This is a genomic window from Nocardiopsis sp. NPDC006139 (assembly GCF_040614155.1).
Taxonomy (GTDB): Bacteria; Actinomycetota; Actinomycetes; order Streptosporangiales; family Streptosporangiaceae; genus Nocardiopsis; species Nocardiopsis changdeensis.
On sequence record NZ_JBEXTT010000015.1, the window covers coordinates 14,744 to 30,486 of the forward strand.

Here is a 15,743-nt window from a genome sequence, read left to right on the forward strand (position 1 = left end):
GAAGCGCGATCCGTACGGCCGGCGGGGGCGGTTGTCGGGCGAATGCGCGGCACGGACCCCTTTCCCCGGCGAAGCCGGGGATACTCCGGACCGGACGTTTTTCACGGGTATTTCCGTTCTCTCACGTGCGGGGCGGGCCTGCGCCGCTCGGTAGGATCGTCCACCGACCACGAACGACGGGACACGGGGGCCACGGGTGGGGAGCAGGAAGCAGCGGCGCGCGCCGCGCGAGCGGGCCGTGCCCGACTGGGACGGCCCCGCGCCCGCGTCCCCCGCGGCCGACATCGTCACCGAGGCCGTCGACGCCCTGGTCACGGGTCGCGGCGGCGGTGGCGTCGACCTGGCGGCGGCGCTGCTCGCCGACACCGAGGACCCGGCCCGAGCGCGCGCCGCCGAAGAGGCCCTGACCGCGGCCCTGCGCGACGCGGCCGGGTCGGTGTGGGCGCGCGGCTGGCAGCCCGCCGAGGCCGTGCGCCGCCTGGACCGCCTGCTGGGTCCGGCCGCCGCGGCGGTGGGAGCCCACGCGGCCGCCGCCGACCTGGAGCGCCACTCCCCCGCCACCGTCGACCCCGCCTGGACCGCGCAGGTGCGCGCCCTGGAGACCGTCGCCGACCCGTTGGAGCACCTGGGCCGGGCCCACGGCCTGCTGCGCTTCGAGGCCGTCGAGCTGGTGCTGCGGACCCTGGCCGCGCTGCGCGCGCTGCCGCCGCTGCAGCGCCTCATGGACGTGCCCGGCTCCCACCGCCCCGGCCGGGTACGCCCCTCCCGCGCGCGCACCGAGGTCGACCGGGGCAAGCTCGCCCGGGTCCGGGCCCTGCTGGCCAAGGCCGAGTCCACCGAGTTCCCCGAGGAGGCCGAAGCGCTCAGTGCCCGCGCCCAGGAGCTCATGGCCCGGCACAGCATCGACCGGGCGCTGCTGGAGGCCGACGAGGAGGAGTCCTCCGAGGCCGGGTACGCCCGGCGGGTGCCCGTGGACGCCCCCTACGACGACTCCAAGGCCGTGCTGCTGCACGAGGTCGCCGAGGCCAACCACTGCCGGGCGGTGTGGCACCGCGAGCTGGAGACGTGCACCGTCATGGGCTTCCCCGACGACGTCGACGCCGTGGACCTGCTGTTCACCTCGCTGCTGGTGCAGGCCGAGGCGGCGATGCGGGCGGGCAGCTCGGTGCGCGACCGGTCCGGGCGCCGGGCGGGCAGGGACTTCCGGTCCTCGTTCATGTCGGCGTTCGCGGTGCGCGTGGGCGAACGCCTCGCCGAGGCGGCCCGCAGCGTCCGCGACGCGGCCCAGGCCGAGGCCGGACGCGACCTGGTGCCGCTGTTCGCCGCCCGCGAGCGCGAGGTGGAGAAGGCCGTGGAGCAGGCGTTCGGCGAGCTCACCTACTCGCGGATGCGCGGGCCCTACAGCGAGGACGGGTGGAACGCCGGGCGGGCCGCCGCCGACGCCGCCTCCCTGGGCTCGCGCCGCCCCGTCACCGGCCGCTGAGCCCGGCCGGGGCCGCCCGGCGGGGTCCGGCGGGCACCGGCGGGGGCCGGAAAATCCCTGGCCGCCGGTCCCCGTGCCGCGCTAGAACGGTCCCCATGCACAAGTACCCGCGGACCCGGCACATCCACGGATCGCGCCTGCAGCCCGGTGACCGGGACCTGTCCGCGGTCCCCTTCTCCGCCATCGCCGGACGGCACCTGGTCGTGGAGGAGAAGCTCGACGGCGCCAACGCCGGGATCGGCTTCGGCCCCGGCGGCGAGCTGCTCCTGCAGAGCCGCGGGCACTACCTGACCGGCGGCCCGCGCGAGCGGCAGTTCGCGCCGTTCAAGGCCTGGGCCGCCACCCTCGCCCCGCGCCTGCGCGAGCGCCTGGGTGACCGGTACGTGCTGTACGGCGAGTGGATGTACGCCAAGCACACCGTGTACTACGACGCGCTGCCCCACCTGTTCTGCGAGTTCGACATCCTCGACACCCGCGACGGCGCCTTCCTGGACACCCCCGCGCGGCGGGAGATGCTGGCCGGGCTGCCCGTCGCGTCGGTGCCCGTGCTGCACACCGGCCCCCTGGACCGTCTGGCCGACCTCACCGCCCTGGTGGGCCCCTCCACATGCCGCACCCCGCGCTGGCGCGAGGCCCTGGCCGAGGCCGCCCGCGCCGGCGGCGCCGACCCCGACCGCGCCCTGGCCGAGAGCGACGGCTCCGATCTCATGGAGGGCCTGTACATCAAGGTCGAGGAGGGCGGGCGCACCGTCGACCGCTACAAGTGGGTGCGCGCCGACTTCACCACCGCCGTCCTGGACTCGGGGACGCACTGGATGGACCGCCCCCTCATCGCCAACGGCCTGGCCGACCCGGAGGTGCTCTATGCGGACGCCCACTGAGTACGCCGACCTGGCCGGGCTGTGCCCCGCCCCGCCCTCCTGGGACCTGGACTGGGACCGGGTGCGCGACGCCCTGCCCGAGGTCCGCGCCCTGGAGGGCGTCGAACAGGACCCGGTCCACCACGCCGAGGGGGACGTGGCCGTGCACACCCGCATGGCCTGCGAGGCGCTGGCCTCCCTGCCCGAATGGCGGGCCCGGCCCGCCGACGAGCGGGCGCGGCTGTTCGTCGCCGTACTGCTGCACGACGTCGCCAAACCCCTGTGCACCCGCCGCGAGGACGACGGCCGCGTCACCGCCCACGGCCACTCCCGCCGCGGCGACCTCATGGTGCGCGCCCTCCTATGGCGGCTGGGCGCCCCCGTCGCCGAACGCGAGCACGTGGCGGCGCTGGTACGCCACCACCAGGTGCCGTTCTGGGCACTGGAACGCCCCGACCTGCGCAGCATCGCGTTCCGGGTGAGCCTGACCGCCCGCAACGACGACCTGGCTCTGCTCGCCACCGCCGACATCCTGGGCCGCCACTGCCGGGACGCCGCCGAGGTGCTGGAGAACATCGGCCTGTACCGCGAGTACTGCGCCGAGCAGGCCTGCCTGGACCGCCCGCGCGCCTTCCCCTCCGACCACGCCCGGTTCTGGTTCTTCCGCCGCCCCGACCGCGACCCCGACCACGACGCCTACGACGACACCCGCATGACCGTCACCGTCATGTCCGGCCTGCCCGGCGCCGGCAAGGACACCTGGATCGCCCGCGAACGCCCCGGCCTGCCGGTGGTGGGCCTGGACGCGATCCGCGCGGAGCTGGGCGTGAGGCCCACCGACGACCAGCGGCCCGTGGCGGCCGCCGCCCACGAGCGCGCCCGCGAGCACCTGCGGGCACGGCGGTCCTTCGTCTGGAACGCCACCAACATCTCCCGCTCGCTGCGCGACCGCTGCACCGGACTGGCCGCCGCCTACGGCGCCCGCGTGGAGATCACCGCCGTGGAGGCCCCGCCCGGGGTGCTGCGCGCCCGCCTGGACCGCCGCCCCGCCCCCGTCCCGGCGGCGGTCGTCGACCGCCTCGTCGGCCGCTGGGAGCACCCGGACCCGACCGAGGCCCACCGCCTCACCCTCGTCGGCACCGGGCCCTGATCGACTTCACCCGCTGTTGACGTGTTGCGGGCGCATGCGCTCCCGCAGCGCATTAAGCTGTCGCCGTCCCACTGCGGCGCCGCACGGACGACACACGGTCGCGGCGCCGCCTCACGGCCCATCCGGCCACCGAGGCAGGTAGGAGAAGACGGCACCACGGGGATGCCACCGGGTCCCCGGCCGCCGTCGGACAACGACGTCGACTTCCTTCCGAGGCCATGCCCGAGACCTCCGCATGGACGGGGTGACCGCCCGGACCCGCGCCGCGGCACCGCCCCCCGTTCCCGAGAACACCGGCGCCCGCCCCCCGTGGCGGCGCCACTTCGCCCTGCTGTGGAGCGGCGGGGCGCTCAACGGCCTGGGCACCATGACCTTCACCCTGATGGTGCCGCTGCTCGCCCTGGCGCAGTCGGGTTCGCCCGTGACGGCGGCCTGGATCGCCGCGGCCGGGCTGGTCCCCAACCTCGTGCTGCACCTGCCCCTGGGGGTCCTGGCCGACCGCGGGGACCCGCGCCGGATGATGCTGGCCGCCCAGACGGGGCGGCTCATGGTCATCGTCCTGCTGGTGGCCCCGGTAGTCCTGTGGTCGGCGCCGGTCCACCTGCTCGCCGCGGCGACGGCTCTGCACGCCGTCTGCTCGACGCTGTTCGAGGCGGCGGCGACCATCGCCGTCCCCTGCCTGGTGCCCAGGAGCGAGCTCGCCGCCGCCTCCGCCAAGAACGAGGCCCACGTCCACGGCACCCAGATGATCGGCCGGCCCCTGGGCGGGTTCCTGTTCGGGCTGGCGGCGTGGGCGCCCGTGCTGTCCAACGCCGTCGTGTCGCTGTGCGTGCTGGCGGGGACCGTCTTCCTTCCGCGCGGGATGCGCCCGGAGGACGGGCCCGCGCCCGATCGGCGCCCTTCCCTGGTCCGCGAGTTCTCCGCCGGACTGGTCCTGCTGCTCCGCGACCGCCTGCTGACGCTGACGCTCGTGGTGTGCGCCGTCACCAACGCCGTGTTCCAGGTGGTGTGGCTGGTCATCATGCTGGTGGCCACCGACCGGGGGCTGCCGCCCCACCTCATCGGCGCGATCCTGGCGGCCACCGGGGTCGGGGGGCTGCTCGGCTCGGCCCTGGCGCCGCACCTGGTGAGCAGGGTCTCGGTCCCGCGCATGGTGGCCCTGTGCGTGTGGACCTGGGTGCTGTCCCTGGGCGTGCTGGTGCTGGCCCTGAGCCTGGACCCGCACTGGCTCATGGTGGGGCTGCCCCTGACCTGGGGGACCATCGGGTTCGTCGGCGCCCACATCAACGTCACGCGCGGCACCTACCGCGCCCTGCACGTCCCCCCGCGGCTCCTGGGCCGGGTCGTCGGCACCGACCGGGTCTTCACCAGCGGCGCCCTGCCCCTGGGCATGGTGTGCGGCGGCTACCTGCTGGAGTACCTGTCCCCGAGGACGGCCTCCGTGCTGCTGCTGGCCGGGGTCGGGGTGGTCGCGCTGGCCGTCACGCTCCTGCTCCCTGTTCTGGAACGGTCGGCGGCGGGGAGACCGCGTCCAGCAGGCGCCGCAGCGCCGCGTCCGGCCCTTCCCTGATCTCGTCGGGGGTGATGTGCTCCCGCGAGATCACCCGGGTCGAGACCTCCTCCACCGCCCCCGCCAGCTCCGCGGCCAGGCCGCGCTCCCGCTCGGGCAGGGCCGTCCGCAGCCGCTCGACGGCGGTGAGCGCGGCGAACACCTCGTCGGGCAGCCGCTCCAGCAGCCCGGCCAGGTCGTCCCCTCCCTGTCCCGAGGGACCCGTCCTGCGCACGTGCAGGATCCACCGGGCGGTGACGTTGAAGCGCAGCACCGTGCTGCGGACGTCGTCGACCCGCTGCTCGAAGGACTCCGCCCCGCGGTCCCGGTCCTCCCGCTCCCAGCGGACGCGCTCGGCCTCCAGGGCGTGGCGGGCCCGTTCGCCCTCGGCCCTGACCGCCCGCCCGCCGGTGACGGCCGAGGCGGTGATGGTGGCCGTCGCGGTGGTCACCCCCGTGATGAGCGCGACGAGCACGGTCGGATCGGACAGCTGGGCCAGGACTCCCGTCACCCCTCCTCCGACAGCCGCGCGGCGGTGGACACCTGGTGCGGTGGCAGGGGCGGATGGTGCGCCCTGACCGCGCGTACCGCCAGCCGGGCGGCGAGGTCGCGGTCCCCGCGCAGGCGTCGCACCCGGGCCGCGCGCAGCAGGACAGGGCCGCTGTCGGGGGCCTGGGCCAGGGCCTCGTCCAGCTCCTCCGACCAGGTGCCGACACCGGACAGGGTGGCCTGGGCCAGGGCCCGGGCGGTCCGGGTGGACGGGCTGTCCGGGGTCCGCAGACGTTCCAGGTCGCGCAGCGCGGAGGCGGCCTCCCCCTGGTCGGCGAGGATCTCGCCCCGGGTCCGGCGGGCCTCGGTGCTGGTCGCGTCGCGGGCCAGCACCCTGTCCAGGACGTCCAGGGCCGACTCGGCCTGGCCCGCGTGCCACAGGGCCTGGCCCAGGCCCGTCTGCAGCCCGGGGTCGGTGCCGGCCCGGCCGGCCGAGGCCCCGAGGACGTTCAGCGCGGCGGGCCGGTCGCGGGCCAGCAGCAGGCAGCGGGCCTGTGCGACCAGGACGTACCCCACGGCCGTGCCCTCCCCCGCCGAGGCCCACAGGCCGGCCGCCTCCTGGTACAGACGGGCCGCGGAGGGGAGGTCGCCCTCCTGGAAGGCCAGGTCGCCGAGCAGGGAGACGATCCGGGCGCGCCCCCCGGACCGGGGCACCGGCCGGGCGGCCAGGGCCCTGCGCGCGTGCTCGCGGGCCACCGGGAGATCGCCCTGCTCCCTGTTGCGGCACGCGAAGGAGAAGTGGGCGCCGGCGTCGCGGGGGATCTCGGGAAGCCGGCCCGGGGAGGCCAGGGGCCCGGCCAGGCGGGGGTGCCGCACCACATAGGCGCCGTCGGCGTGGTGCCGGGTCAGCAGGTGCCCGTCCTGGAGCGCGCGGGCGGCGTTCTCGCCGCCGCAGAAGGGCCGCATCCCCTGGTCCCCCGACGCCAGGACGCGGTCGAGCCAGCCCCGCAGCGCGCGGGGGGACAGGAGGCACTCGGCCGCCGTCTCCGCCAGGACGCGGGCCGTATGGGCGCGCAGGGCCCGGTCGGTGTCGGTGTCCGGATCCCCGCTGAGGGACCGGTCCCGGTCGGCGCGTTCCTCCCACATCGCCCGGCCGGCGAGCTGGAGCAGCCCCGGGTCCACTGTCCCGTCGCCGTCCCCTCCCGGGGCCGCGGCGGCCAGCGCCCGGGCGAGCAGCCGTCCCTGTCCCGGGTCCAGTCCGTGCCCCACGCGTTCCAGGGAGCGGTCGACGGCGTCGGCCGCGGCCCGGACCGACAGCGGGCCCAGGGAGACCTCGGCGAACCGCAGGGCGTGCTTGTCGAGCAGGCCGCGCAGTTCGTCCCAGTGGTCGGCCCGCACGCAGAGCAGCAGGCGCAGCTCCCCCGGTTCCTCCAGGCAGGAGAACAGCTCCTCCAGCAGGTCGCGCCGGCTCTGTTCGTCCGCTCCGCCGGGGCGCAGGAGGAACTCCAGCCGGTCCACGGCCGCGAACACCGGGACCGGCAGACCGTAACGGTCGGCGCGGGCGCGGGCACGGACCAGGTCCGCGACGGAGCGGCCGGGAGGGCCGTCGGGGTCCCAGGAGGAGACCAGCGCGCGGGTGTAGGGGTTCTGGTCGGGCAGGACGGCGGCGGGCAGCCCCGCGTCCGACCACCGCCGGCCGCCGTCGGCCAGCACTTCTCCGGCCCGGTCGGTGATCGCGGGGACGGCGCCCGCGTGCAGCAGGGAGGTCTTCCCGACCCCCGTGTCGCCGTGCAGAACGGTGAGGCGGTGGTTCCGCCACGCGGAGACGAGTTCCGCGGTCTCTTTCTCGCGTCCGTGAAAGAAAAGGCGATCCAGGGCACGGAAAGGCCGCGAACCGATGAACGGCCCCGGGGGCTTCTCACGATCGATGTCGTCTTGTTTCATGGAATAGCACCTGACCAGCGACAACAGAACGTCGGAAGCAACCGTGCGAGAAGTGGGGGCGAATCCCGCCCGGCCGCCCTCGCGAACCGGAACGGCTCCCGCACGGAATCCGCCGCCCCTGAGCAGAGGCGCCGGTCCCGGAAGCCTCGTGGACACCGCCGCCCCGGCACCGCGCCGGAGCGCGGTCCCCCTCCCCTACTTGTCGTTCTCGAAGGCGGCCACGGCTTCGCCGTCCGCTCCTTCAGGATCGAGGATCGTCCGCAGCGCGGCTGCGATGGCGGTCTCGCCGAAGGCGTCCACGTCGTGCAAGGTCCATCCCGAGATGGGGAGCTCGGGAAGACACCCGACCGGTTCCTGGATTCTCACCGTCCACTCTTCCCCGCACCTGGGCAAGTGCGATGTTCGACGACTTTCACAGACCATTGTCGCGCGCCTCCCGTGAACTTTCCAGCCCTCTCCCCACTGTCCTTCCACTGGTCGATGTCCTACCCTGAAGTCCACCTGTCTTCATTAATACACCGGGAATCGGAAGCCCCGAACCGCAATCTGCCCCCGAACCGGAATCAGAAGAGAAGTTTCCGGTGTGACATATGTGAATCCGGAGGATAACCGAGTGACCGATGTGCACAAGCCGAAGAGCAACCGGACCTCCGAACGCCTTCCCGAGGTCTGGGGCGGGGTGCCATCACGCAGCAAGAACTTCACCGGACGAACCCGGCAGCTCGAACAGCTCAGGTCGGGGCTGATGAACCAGATCACCGCCGTCGTTCCGCACGCGCTCCACGGCTACGGCGGTGTCGGCAAGACCCTCATGGCGGTGGAGTACGCCCATCTCTACCGGCACGAATACGACGTGGTGTGGTGGATCAACGCCGACCAGCCGGGCCTGGTGCGCTCATCCCTCGCGCACCTGGCCCCCTACCTGGGCCTGCCCGGAGCGAACTCCTCCGGCATCGAGGAGGCTTCAGAGAACGTCCTGGACGCACTCCGCCGGGGGGAACCGCACAGCAGGTGGCTCCTGATCTACGACAACGCGGATGAGCCCGAGGACCTGCACAACGTCATCCCCGAGGGCGGGGAAAACGGGCATGTGCTCATCACCTCCCGCAACCATCGCTGGGAGGCGATCGCCGAGACCGTTTCCGTCGACGTCTTCCCCGAGTCCGAGAGTGTGGAGTTCCTCAAGAAGCGCATCCCGCGCGGCATCAGCCGCAAGGAGGCCGAGGAGCTCTCGGAGGCGCTGGGGCACCTCCCACTGGCCCTGGAACAGGCCGGCGCCCTGCGTGCGGAAACGGGCATGTCCAACGCCGAGTACCTGAGGCTGCTCGCCGACCAGCCGGCCTCCCTGCTGCGCGAGGGCAAGCCGTCCGAGTACCCGGCGCCCATGACCGCCGCCTGGCAGCTGTCGGTGAGCAAGCTCCAGGAGAACCTGCCCGAGGCCACGGAACTGCTCCGATGCTGCTCGTTCTTCGGTCCCGACCCCATTCCCCGGGACATCTTCTTCCCGATGGAGGACGAGCGGATCCGCCCGGTGATGACGGAGCTGCTGAACAATCCCATCCGGCTGAGCCGCGCCATCGGCCACCTGGCCCGCTACGCCCTGATCCGGCTGGACAACGCCAACCGCACCATCCAGGTGCACCGGCTGATCCAGGCCCTGGTGCGAGCGGAGCTGAGCGAGGAGCAGCGGCGTCCCATCCGCGAGGAGGTCTGGGTCCTCCTGGCGGCTGCGGCCCCTCCCAACCTGGTCGACCAGACCTCCCGTGCGCGTTACCTCGAGCTCATCCCGCACCTGAACCCTTCGAACGTCGCCGAGAGCACCTTCGCCGACGTCCGCCAGTTCGCTCTGGGCATCCTGGACTTCCTGTACGCCTCGGGGAACTACTCGATGGTCGAACGCTACGCGAGCGGCTTCATCGACCGCTGGACGGCGGACTCCGGCCCGAACATCCCGGAGGTGCTGGAGGCTCAGATCAAGTACGGCAACCGGCTGCGCGAGTCGGGCCGCTACCAGGAGGCCTACGACCTGAACCGGTCGCTGTTGGAGCGGGCGGAGGAGCACCTGGGACGCAGCCACCCCCTGACCCTGATGGCACTCTCGGGTCTGGGCGCCGACATGCAGGCGGCGGGGGACTTCCACCAAGCGCGGACCCATGCCGAACAGACCCTGGAACTCCACAAGGAGGCCCTGGGCCCCACGGATCCCGCGACTCTGCGCGCCATGCACAACCTGTCCATCGATTACACGCTCACCAGTGAGTTCGAGAAGGCCAGGGAGCTCAGTGAGCGCGTCTACCTGCTGCACAACCGGCAGACACGGACGCCCGGGTCACCGATCCTGCTGGCCTACCTCACGGGCCTGTCCATCGTCATGCGGCTCCTGGGGAACTACACCGAGGCCTGCGACCTGGGAGAGGACGCCCTGGCCTACGGGCGCGAACAGCTCGGCGCCGATCATCCGCGTACGCTCCGGGTCCAGATCGACCTGGCCACCTCCCTTCGGTTGCAGGGGGACGTGGACCATGCCCTGGACCTGGCCCAGGACGGCCATTCCCGGCACCTGCGGCTGTACAACCTGGACCATCCGCACACGCTGGCCGCGGCGATGTGCCTGGCCAACACCTGGCGCATGTCCGGGGCGCTGAGCGAGGCCCTGCAGCTGGCAGAGGACACCGACCAGCGCTACGACAGCGTCTACGGTGCCGCCCACCCCTACAACCACGGCTGCACCAGCAACGTCGCCCTCCTGTACAGAATGCTGGGAGACCCCGAACGCGCCCGGCAGCTCAACGAGAAGTCCCTGGCGGGCCTGGAGGCCAAATTGGGCCGCGACCACCACTTCTCCCTGGGCGTCGCCCTGAACCTGGCCGGCGACCTGGCCGAACTCGGGGACTCCAAGAACGCGGCCCTCCTGGGAAGAGGCACCCTGCGACGGCTTCGCGCGCTGCTCGGCGAGGAGCACCCGCTGACCCTCAACTGCGCCGCCAACCTCTCCCTGGATCTGCGGGCCGAGGACGAGGCGGAGCAGGCGGAGGCGCTGCGCGAGCAGGTCGAGCCGCTGTTCGTCCGGGTCCACGGTCGCGAGCACCAGTTCACCCAGGCCTTCCTCAACGGACGGCGGCTGCACTTCGACTTCGACCCCATCCCGATCTGATACCGGGGCCGGTCGTGTGTTCCGGAACGCACGACCGGCCCGGTCCGCACCCCCGTGGGGAGCCGCACCCTTGGGGAAGGGGGCGGATCAGACCGCCTCCTCTTCCCGGATGCGGGCCACGTCGGCGGCCACGGCGCGGTGGACATGGGTGATCAGGCGTGCCAGGTCCGCGCAGTACACGGACGGGTTGCGGAAGCCGCTGCCGCTCCGGTAGCGGTGCGTGTACAGGCCCCCGCCGCACACCCGGACCAGGGGACAGGCCGTGCAGGTGGCGCTCAGGGCGCGCAGGCCGATCTGCCGGGCGACGATGCCCGGTGAGTACAGGGCTTCGGCGAAGCTGTGGGTGAGGGTGTGGAAGGAGGTGGCGGCAGCCCCCTCGGCCACGGCCTTGAGGGTGTCGACCTGTTCGATCGACCCATCGGTCTCGATCACCGCCATGGCGGCCGGGGACAGGCCGATGGTCTCCGTGCGCGAGTGGGAGCCCAGGACGAGTCGGATGATCTCGGTGAACAGGCGGATGTCGGTCTCCCGCACGGGTGCCCCGTACCAGCGGTCGAAGACGGCGACCAGCCAGTCGCCGTAGGGGGTGCCCTCCCCCGTCAGCCCCGGGGGCGGCGCGTCCCAGGTGCCGTGGGGCAGCAGGAAGTCGACACCGGGCGGGTCGAACTCCAGCAGTGCCTCGTAGGTCGTGACGGGGTCGGACTCCAGGTCGACGGTGGCGAGCAGCCCGGAGAGCAGGCGGCGACCGTTGAGGCGCTCCAGCCCTGCCCTGACCTCGGCATGGGTACCGCGTCCGTTGGCGCGTCGGCGGTGGCGGTCGTGGTCCTCCTCGGCGCCGTCGATGCTGACGCCGACACGGATCCCCTCCTCCTCGAACAGGTCGAGGAAGGCGTCGTCGATGAGGACGCCGTTGGTCTGCAGGCGCAGGGACACGTGCACGTCGGGGTCGCAGGTCTTGTGCAGGGCGTCGGCGACGTAGCGGAGGTGGTCCACCCCGGCCAGCAGGGGTTCGCCGCCGTGGAGGATGACGTCCACCCGGGAGCGGCCGTAGGCGCGGGCGTGCTCGGCGATGCGTTCGGCGACCCTGTCGACGATCGGCCGGGCCATCCGCCGGGGTTGGCGGCGCCACCCCTGGTCTGCCATCTCGTACATGTAGCAGTAGTCGCAGGCGAGGTTGCAGCGGCTGTGGACCTTGAGGATGAACTGGAGGAAGGGTGTGGGGCGCCATCCCTGGGCGAGCAGGTCCTGCACGTCCAGCCCGGCGGGCCATTCCTCCTGGTGGGGACGGGCTGTCGTGACGGGGTCGTCGGTCACGAGTGTCCTCCTGGGGCGAAAGCACACTAAAGGGGGAACGGGACCGATTCCCATTCCTATGTGCTCATATGCGAGCGGGGTCAAACCTTGCTCTCGGACGGTGCCATCGGATGATCCGTCCTCGCCCGCATCCCTACACCGGAGGGGACATGAAAGGAGAGCGTTCGCCTTTCTGCTTCCTTGGAACGGTTTCATCACGTTAAAAGGCGTTTTATCCCTTTGCCACCGATGACACCGCTGACCACCCTTATCACCCACTTCGTTCCTACCGTGGGACGATGACCCGGACCGGCCTGCGCATCCTGTCCCTGCTGACCGCGGCGACCCTGGCCCCGACCGCCTGCTCCGCCCCCCGGGTGGAGAACACCGCCGGCGCGGCCCCGCCGGGCCCCTCCCCCACCGCGCACGTCCCCCGCACCCTGAGCGTGATCGGCGGCGGCGACGTACTGGTGCACGCCTCGGTCTGGGAGCAGGCCCGGCAGGACGGGGGCGGCGAGTTCGACTTCGCCCCGCTCTTCTCCGGCATCTTCCCCGCCCTGGAGGGCGCCGACCTGGCCCTGTGCCACCTGGAGGTGCCCCTGGCCCCGGAGGAGGGGCCCTTCAGCGGATACCCCGTGTTCAGCGCACCCCCGCAGGTCGCCCAGGGGCTCGCCGACTCCGGTTACGACGGCTGCTCGACCGCCTCCAACCACACCCTGGACAACGGCGAGGCCGGAGTGGTCCGCACCCTGGACGCCCTGGAGGCGGCCGGGCTGGGCGCGGCGGGCAGCGCCCGCACCGAGCAGGAGTCGCGGGATCCGCGGATCTATCGGGTCGAACCCGCCGACGGGGGCGACCCGGTACCGGTCGCGCACCTGTCCTACACCTACGGCTTCAACGGGTTCCTGCCGCCGGAGGGCAAGGAGTGGATGGCCGACCTCATCGACGAGGAGGCCATCCGCGCCGAGGCGGCGCTGGCCCGGGAGCTGGGCGCGCAGATCGTGGTGCTGTCGATGCACTGGGGCACCGAGTACGCGCACGAGGCCGACGGGTTCCAGCTGGGACTGTCCGACCTGATCGCCTCCCCCGACATCGACCTGATCCTGGGCCACCACGCGCACGTGGTGCAGTCGGCGGAGCGGATCGGCGGCGAATGGGTGGTCTACGGGCTGGGCAACCAGGTCGCCGGGCAGTCGTCCCCGCCCATCGACTCGCGCCGCGAAGGCGTGCTGGCCCGGGTGGAGTTCACCGAGGTGGAGCCCGGGGTCTGGGAGTCGTCCGCGCTGGAGATGCGGCCGACCTGGGTCGCCCTGGAGCCGCTGCGCGTGGTGGACCTGGCCGACGAGCTGGCCTCGCCCGACCTGCCCGGGCACGAACGGGAGGTGTACCGGGCGGCGGTGGAGCGGATCACCGGGTACGTCGACGGCCTGGGGGTGAGCGGCGACCCGGGCTTCTCCATGGCGGGGTGAGCGCGGGCCCCGGGTCCACGCGCCCTGTGCGGGTGACCGGTGCCCGGACCTGGTGCGTTTTCGGGGTTCCCGGCCCCGCGGGTTCCGCGCACGGCTAGTCTGAAGCCGTGAGTACCACCACTTTCGGTGAGGGGGCGATGACCCAGGGCGTCGCCTCCGCGGTGCGGGCCTGCCTCGACTGGGCGGAGGACGCCGACACCGGACCCGCCCCGGACCCCGGCGCCCTGGCCCTGCTGCTCACCGCCCACCGGGACCTCGGGGCGCCCGAGCCCGGGGACTGGTGCGTCGACGACGTCCGGGAGGTGGCGCGCGCGGTGCGCGCCGGGGCCCTGCCCCTCGACGGCCTGCGCGGCGCCGACGGGTCGGGCGGGGGCGCCGAGGTGCTGCGCTCGACCTGGCTGACCTGGTGCGACCACCTGGTCGACCAGGGCGGCCTGCTCTCCGACGAGAGCCCGCGGCGGCTGCGGGCCGCCGTCGAGGAGGCCGACCTGGACCCGTGCTCCGACGCCGCCCCCGCCGCCGTCCCGGCGGCCGCACCGGTGCTGGCGGACCGGTTCGAGGAGGCGCCGCCGCGCCCGGTCACCCCCGCGGAGCCCGGGGACCTGGACGACGCCGCCCGCCGCTGCCGCACCCTGGCCGACGCCGCCCGCCTGACCGTGTGGGTCGACCGGGGCAGGGTGCTGCGCCCCGACCCCGGGGGCCGCGACGCCCTGTGCGCCGAGGACGTACTGGCGGCCGCCGCCCACCTGGAGACGACGCCGGCCGACGTCGACCACCTGTTCTGCGTGGCCCGCGCCGCCCGGCTGCTGCGCACCACCTACACCCGGGTGCTCACCGGGCGCGCCGCCTACGCCTGGTCCTCGGGGGTGCCCGGGGCGGTCGCCGACGCCTGGGCCGACGCACTGCCCGCGATGGCCGCCGAGCACGGCACCGCCGCTCTGCTGGCGCTCACCGACCTGTTCCTGTCGGGCCGCGAGCGCACCGCCGCCGAGGTGGCCGCCGCCTACCGCGGGCGGGGCGGGGCCGGTCCCGAGCGGGTGCGCGCGGCCCTGGAGGTACTGGCCGAGCTGGACGCGGTGCACCGCGCCGGCGGGCGGTTCCGCATCGCGCGGCTGGGCGACCACTTCATGGTGCGCCAGCTGCAGCGCGCGGGCGCCGCCGTGCGGGTGACCCGCGCCATCTCCGACATGGGCGTCCGCGAGGTGCTGGCCCTGCTGGAGGAGGGCCGCCCGGTGGACACCGACGGGCTGTTGGACCGGTGGGCCCGGGACCGCGACATCGGCGCCGTCGCCGGGGAACTGCTCCAGGCCTGCACCGAGCCCCGGGCCTGGCACCGGCGCAGGAAGGTCTTCGCGCTGCTGGCCGAGCGCGGCGCGGACCCGGAGGTCGCCCTGCGCGCCCACCTGAACCACCCGGTGCTCGGCGGGTGGGTGCGGCGGCTGCGGCCGGGCACCCCCGAACCGCCGACCTCGCCGGTCACCGCGTGGGCCCTGCTGGACGACTACGCCGCGCTCGCCGAGGCGGGGCTCCCGCTGCCCGCCGGCGATCGGGAGCGGCTGGCCCCGCACGCCACCCGGTTCGTCCGCTCGGTGCGCGCGTCCGGGCATCCGGCCGCCGACGGCGTCCTGGACCGCCTGGCCGACGGGGAGCTGGGGCTGGACCTGGCCCGGGCGGCCCGCCGGGTCCGCGCGGGCTGACCGCCGGGCCGCGGGCGGGCGGCCCGGCCCCGCCCTCAGTCCTTGATCACCAGCTCGTAGGTGAGCAGCGTGACGTCGGGCAGCGGGGACCAGTCGCGCTCGGGCACCCGGACGAACCCGCGCGCCCGGTAGACGTACTGGGCCGAGAGCATCTGCGGCTGGGTGGACAGCAGCAGCCGGGAGACGCCCTCCTCGCGGGCCCGCTCCACCAGCGCGTTGACCAGGGCGCGGCCCACCCCCCGGCCCCGGGCCTGGGGCGCGACCGCGAACGCGCGCACCTCCGCCTCGTCCGCGCCCCGGGCGATCTCGCTGCGCGGGGACCAGGGCTCGAACATGATCGTCCCCAGCAGGCGACCGCCGTCCTCGGCGACCAGGACCTCGCCCTCACCGTCGGTGCCCAGCAGCCGCAGCGTCTCGACGTAGACCGGGTTGACATCCAACAGTCCGTCGGCCGTATAGGCGATCACCCGCAGCTCGCTGACGGCGCTCATCTCATCGGGAAGTACTCGACGCACGATCATGGTCGACATTCAACATGATCGGAGGGGGCGGCGTGTGGGTTCGCCGCGCCTCCCAAGGCGCCGAAAACGTCACCGTGAGTGACTTTTTACGTGGGTTCATCCCCTCCTCGGATCGGCCGTGCCGCCCCCTCCGA

12 protein-coding genes are annotated in these 15,743 nt (G+C 73.7%); 7 read left to right on the forward strand and 5 right to left on the reverse strand.

Features of this window, described 5'->3' with window-relative positions; all coding sequences use genetic code 11:
- The first annotated feature begins 238 nt into the window (after positions 1-238).
- From ABZ249_RS20120 to ABZ249_RS20135, 4 genes are all read left to right on the forward strand, one after another.
- The gene (locus ABZ249_RS20120; protein WP_355265372.1) at positions 239-1,483 is read left to right on the forward strand and encodes a DUF2786 domain-containing protein; all 1,245 of its coding nucleotides are present in this window, start codon (positions 239-241) and stop codon (positions 1,481-1,483) included.
- 95 nt (positions 1,484-1,578) lie between these two features.
- Positions 1,579-2,364 (forward strand): RNA ligase family protein, encoded by a 786-nt coding sequence (locus ABZ249_RS20125; protein WP_355265029.1) that lies wholly within the window; start codon positions 1,579-1,581, stop codon positions 2,362-2,364.
- A complete protein-coding gene (locus ABZ249_RS20130; RefSeq protein WP_355265032.1) occupies positions 2,348-3,493 on the forward strand; it encodes an AAA family ATPase in 1,146 nt (381 codons plus the stop codon). Before ABZ249_RS20125 ends, ABZ249_RS20130 begins: the two co-directional genes overlap by 17 nt.
- 235 nt (positions 3,494-3,728) lie before the next feature.
- Positions 3,729-5,063 (forward strand): MFS transporter, encoded by a 1,335-nt coding sequence (locus ABZ249_RS20135; RefSeq protein WP_355265035.1) that lies wholly within the window; start codon positions 3,729-3,731, stop codon positions 5,061-5,063.
- On the opposite strand, the gene ABZ249_RS20140 is transcribed toward ABZ249_RS20135, so the two are convergent.
- The 3 genes from ABZ249_RS20140 to ABZ249_RS20150 all read right to left on the reverse strand — a co-directional run bounded on the left by ABZ249_RS20140 (position 4,975) and on the right by ABZ249_RS20150 (position 7,841).
- Positions 4,975-5,553 (reverse strand): hypothetical protein, encoded by a 579-nt coding sequence (locus ABZ249_RS20140; RefSeq protein ID WP_220560412.1) that lies wholly within the window; start codon positions 5,551-5,553, stop codon positions 4,975-4,977. The genes ABZ249_RS20135 and ABZ249_RS20140 overlap by 89 nt on opposite strands.
- Positions 5,550-7,475, reverse strand: coding sequence for a tetratricopeptide repeat protein (locus tag ABZ249_RS20145; RefSeq protein ID WP_355265039.1), 1,926 nt, complete (start codon positions 7,473-7,475; stop codon positions 5,550-5,552). Before ABZ249_RS20145 ends, ABZ249_RS20140 begins: the two co-directional genes overlap by 4 nt.
- 195 nt (positions 7,476-7,670) lie before the next feature.
- On the reverse strand, positions 7,671-7,841 hold the full coding sequence (locus ABZ249_RS20150; RefSeq protein WP_355265042.1) for an FXSXX-COOH protein: 171 nt from the start codon (positions 7,839-7,841) through the stop codon (positions 7,671-7,673).
- A gap of 247 nt (positions 7,842-8,088) precedes the next feature.
- On the opposite strand from ABZ249_RS20150, the gene fxsT reads away from it, so the two are divergent.
- Entirely contained in the window at positions 8,089-10,629 is a 2,541-nt protein-coding gene (gene fxsT / locus ABZ249_RS20155) for an FxSxx-COOH system tetratricopeptide repeat protein (protein WP_355265045.1), read from the forward strand.
- Positions 10,630-10,716: 87 nt separating this feature from the next.
- Here fxsT and ABZ249_RS20160 read toward each other — a convergent pair whose 3' ends face one another.
- Positions 10,717-11,943 (reverse strand): FxsB family cyclophane-forming radical SAM/SPASM peptide maturase, encoded by a 1,227-nt coding sequence (locus ABZ249_RS20160; protein WP_355265048.1) that lies wholly within the window; start codon positions 11,941-11,943, stop codon positions 10,717-10,719.
- Positions 11,944-12,221: 278 nt separating this feature from the next.
- Between ABZ249_RS20160 and ABZ249_RS20165 the strand changes: the two genes are divergently transcribed.
- A complete protein-coding gene (locus ABZ249_RS20165; RefSeq protein WP_355265051.1) occupies positions 12,222-13,391 on the forward strand; it encodes a CapA family protein in 1,170 nt (389 codons plus the stop codon).
- Between the two features lie 107 nt (positions 13,392-13,498).
- On the forward strand, positions 13,499-15,088 hold the full coding sequence (locus tag ABZ249_RS20170) for a hypothetical protein (RefSeq protein ID WP_355265054.1): 1,590 nt from the start codon (positions 13,499-13,501) through the stop codon (positions 15,086-15,088).
- A 35-nt stretch (positions 15,089-15,123) separates the two neighbouring features.
- Here ABZ249_RS20170 and ABZ249_RS20175 read toward each other — a convergent pair whose 3' ends face one another.
- On the reverse strand, positions 15,124-15,579 hold the full coding sequence (locus ABZ249_RS20175) for a GNAT family N-acetyltransferase (RefSeq protein ID WP_220565688.1): 456 nt from the start codon (positions 15,577-15,579) through the stop codon (positions 15,124-15,126).
- Positions 15,580-15,743 lie beyond the last annotated feature (164 nt).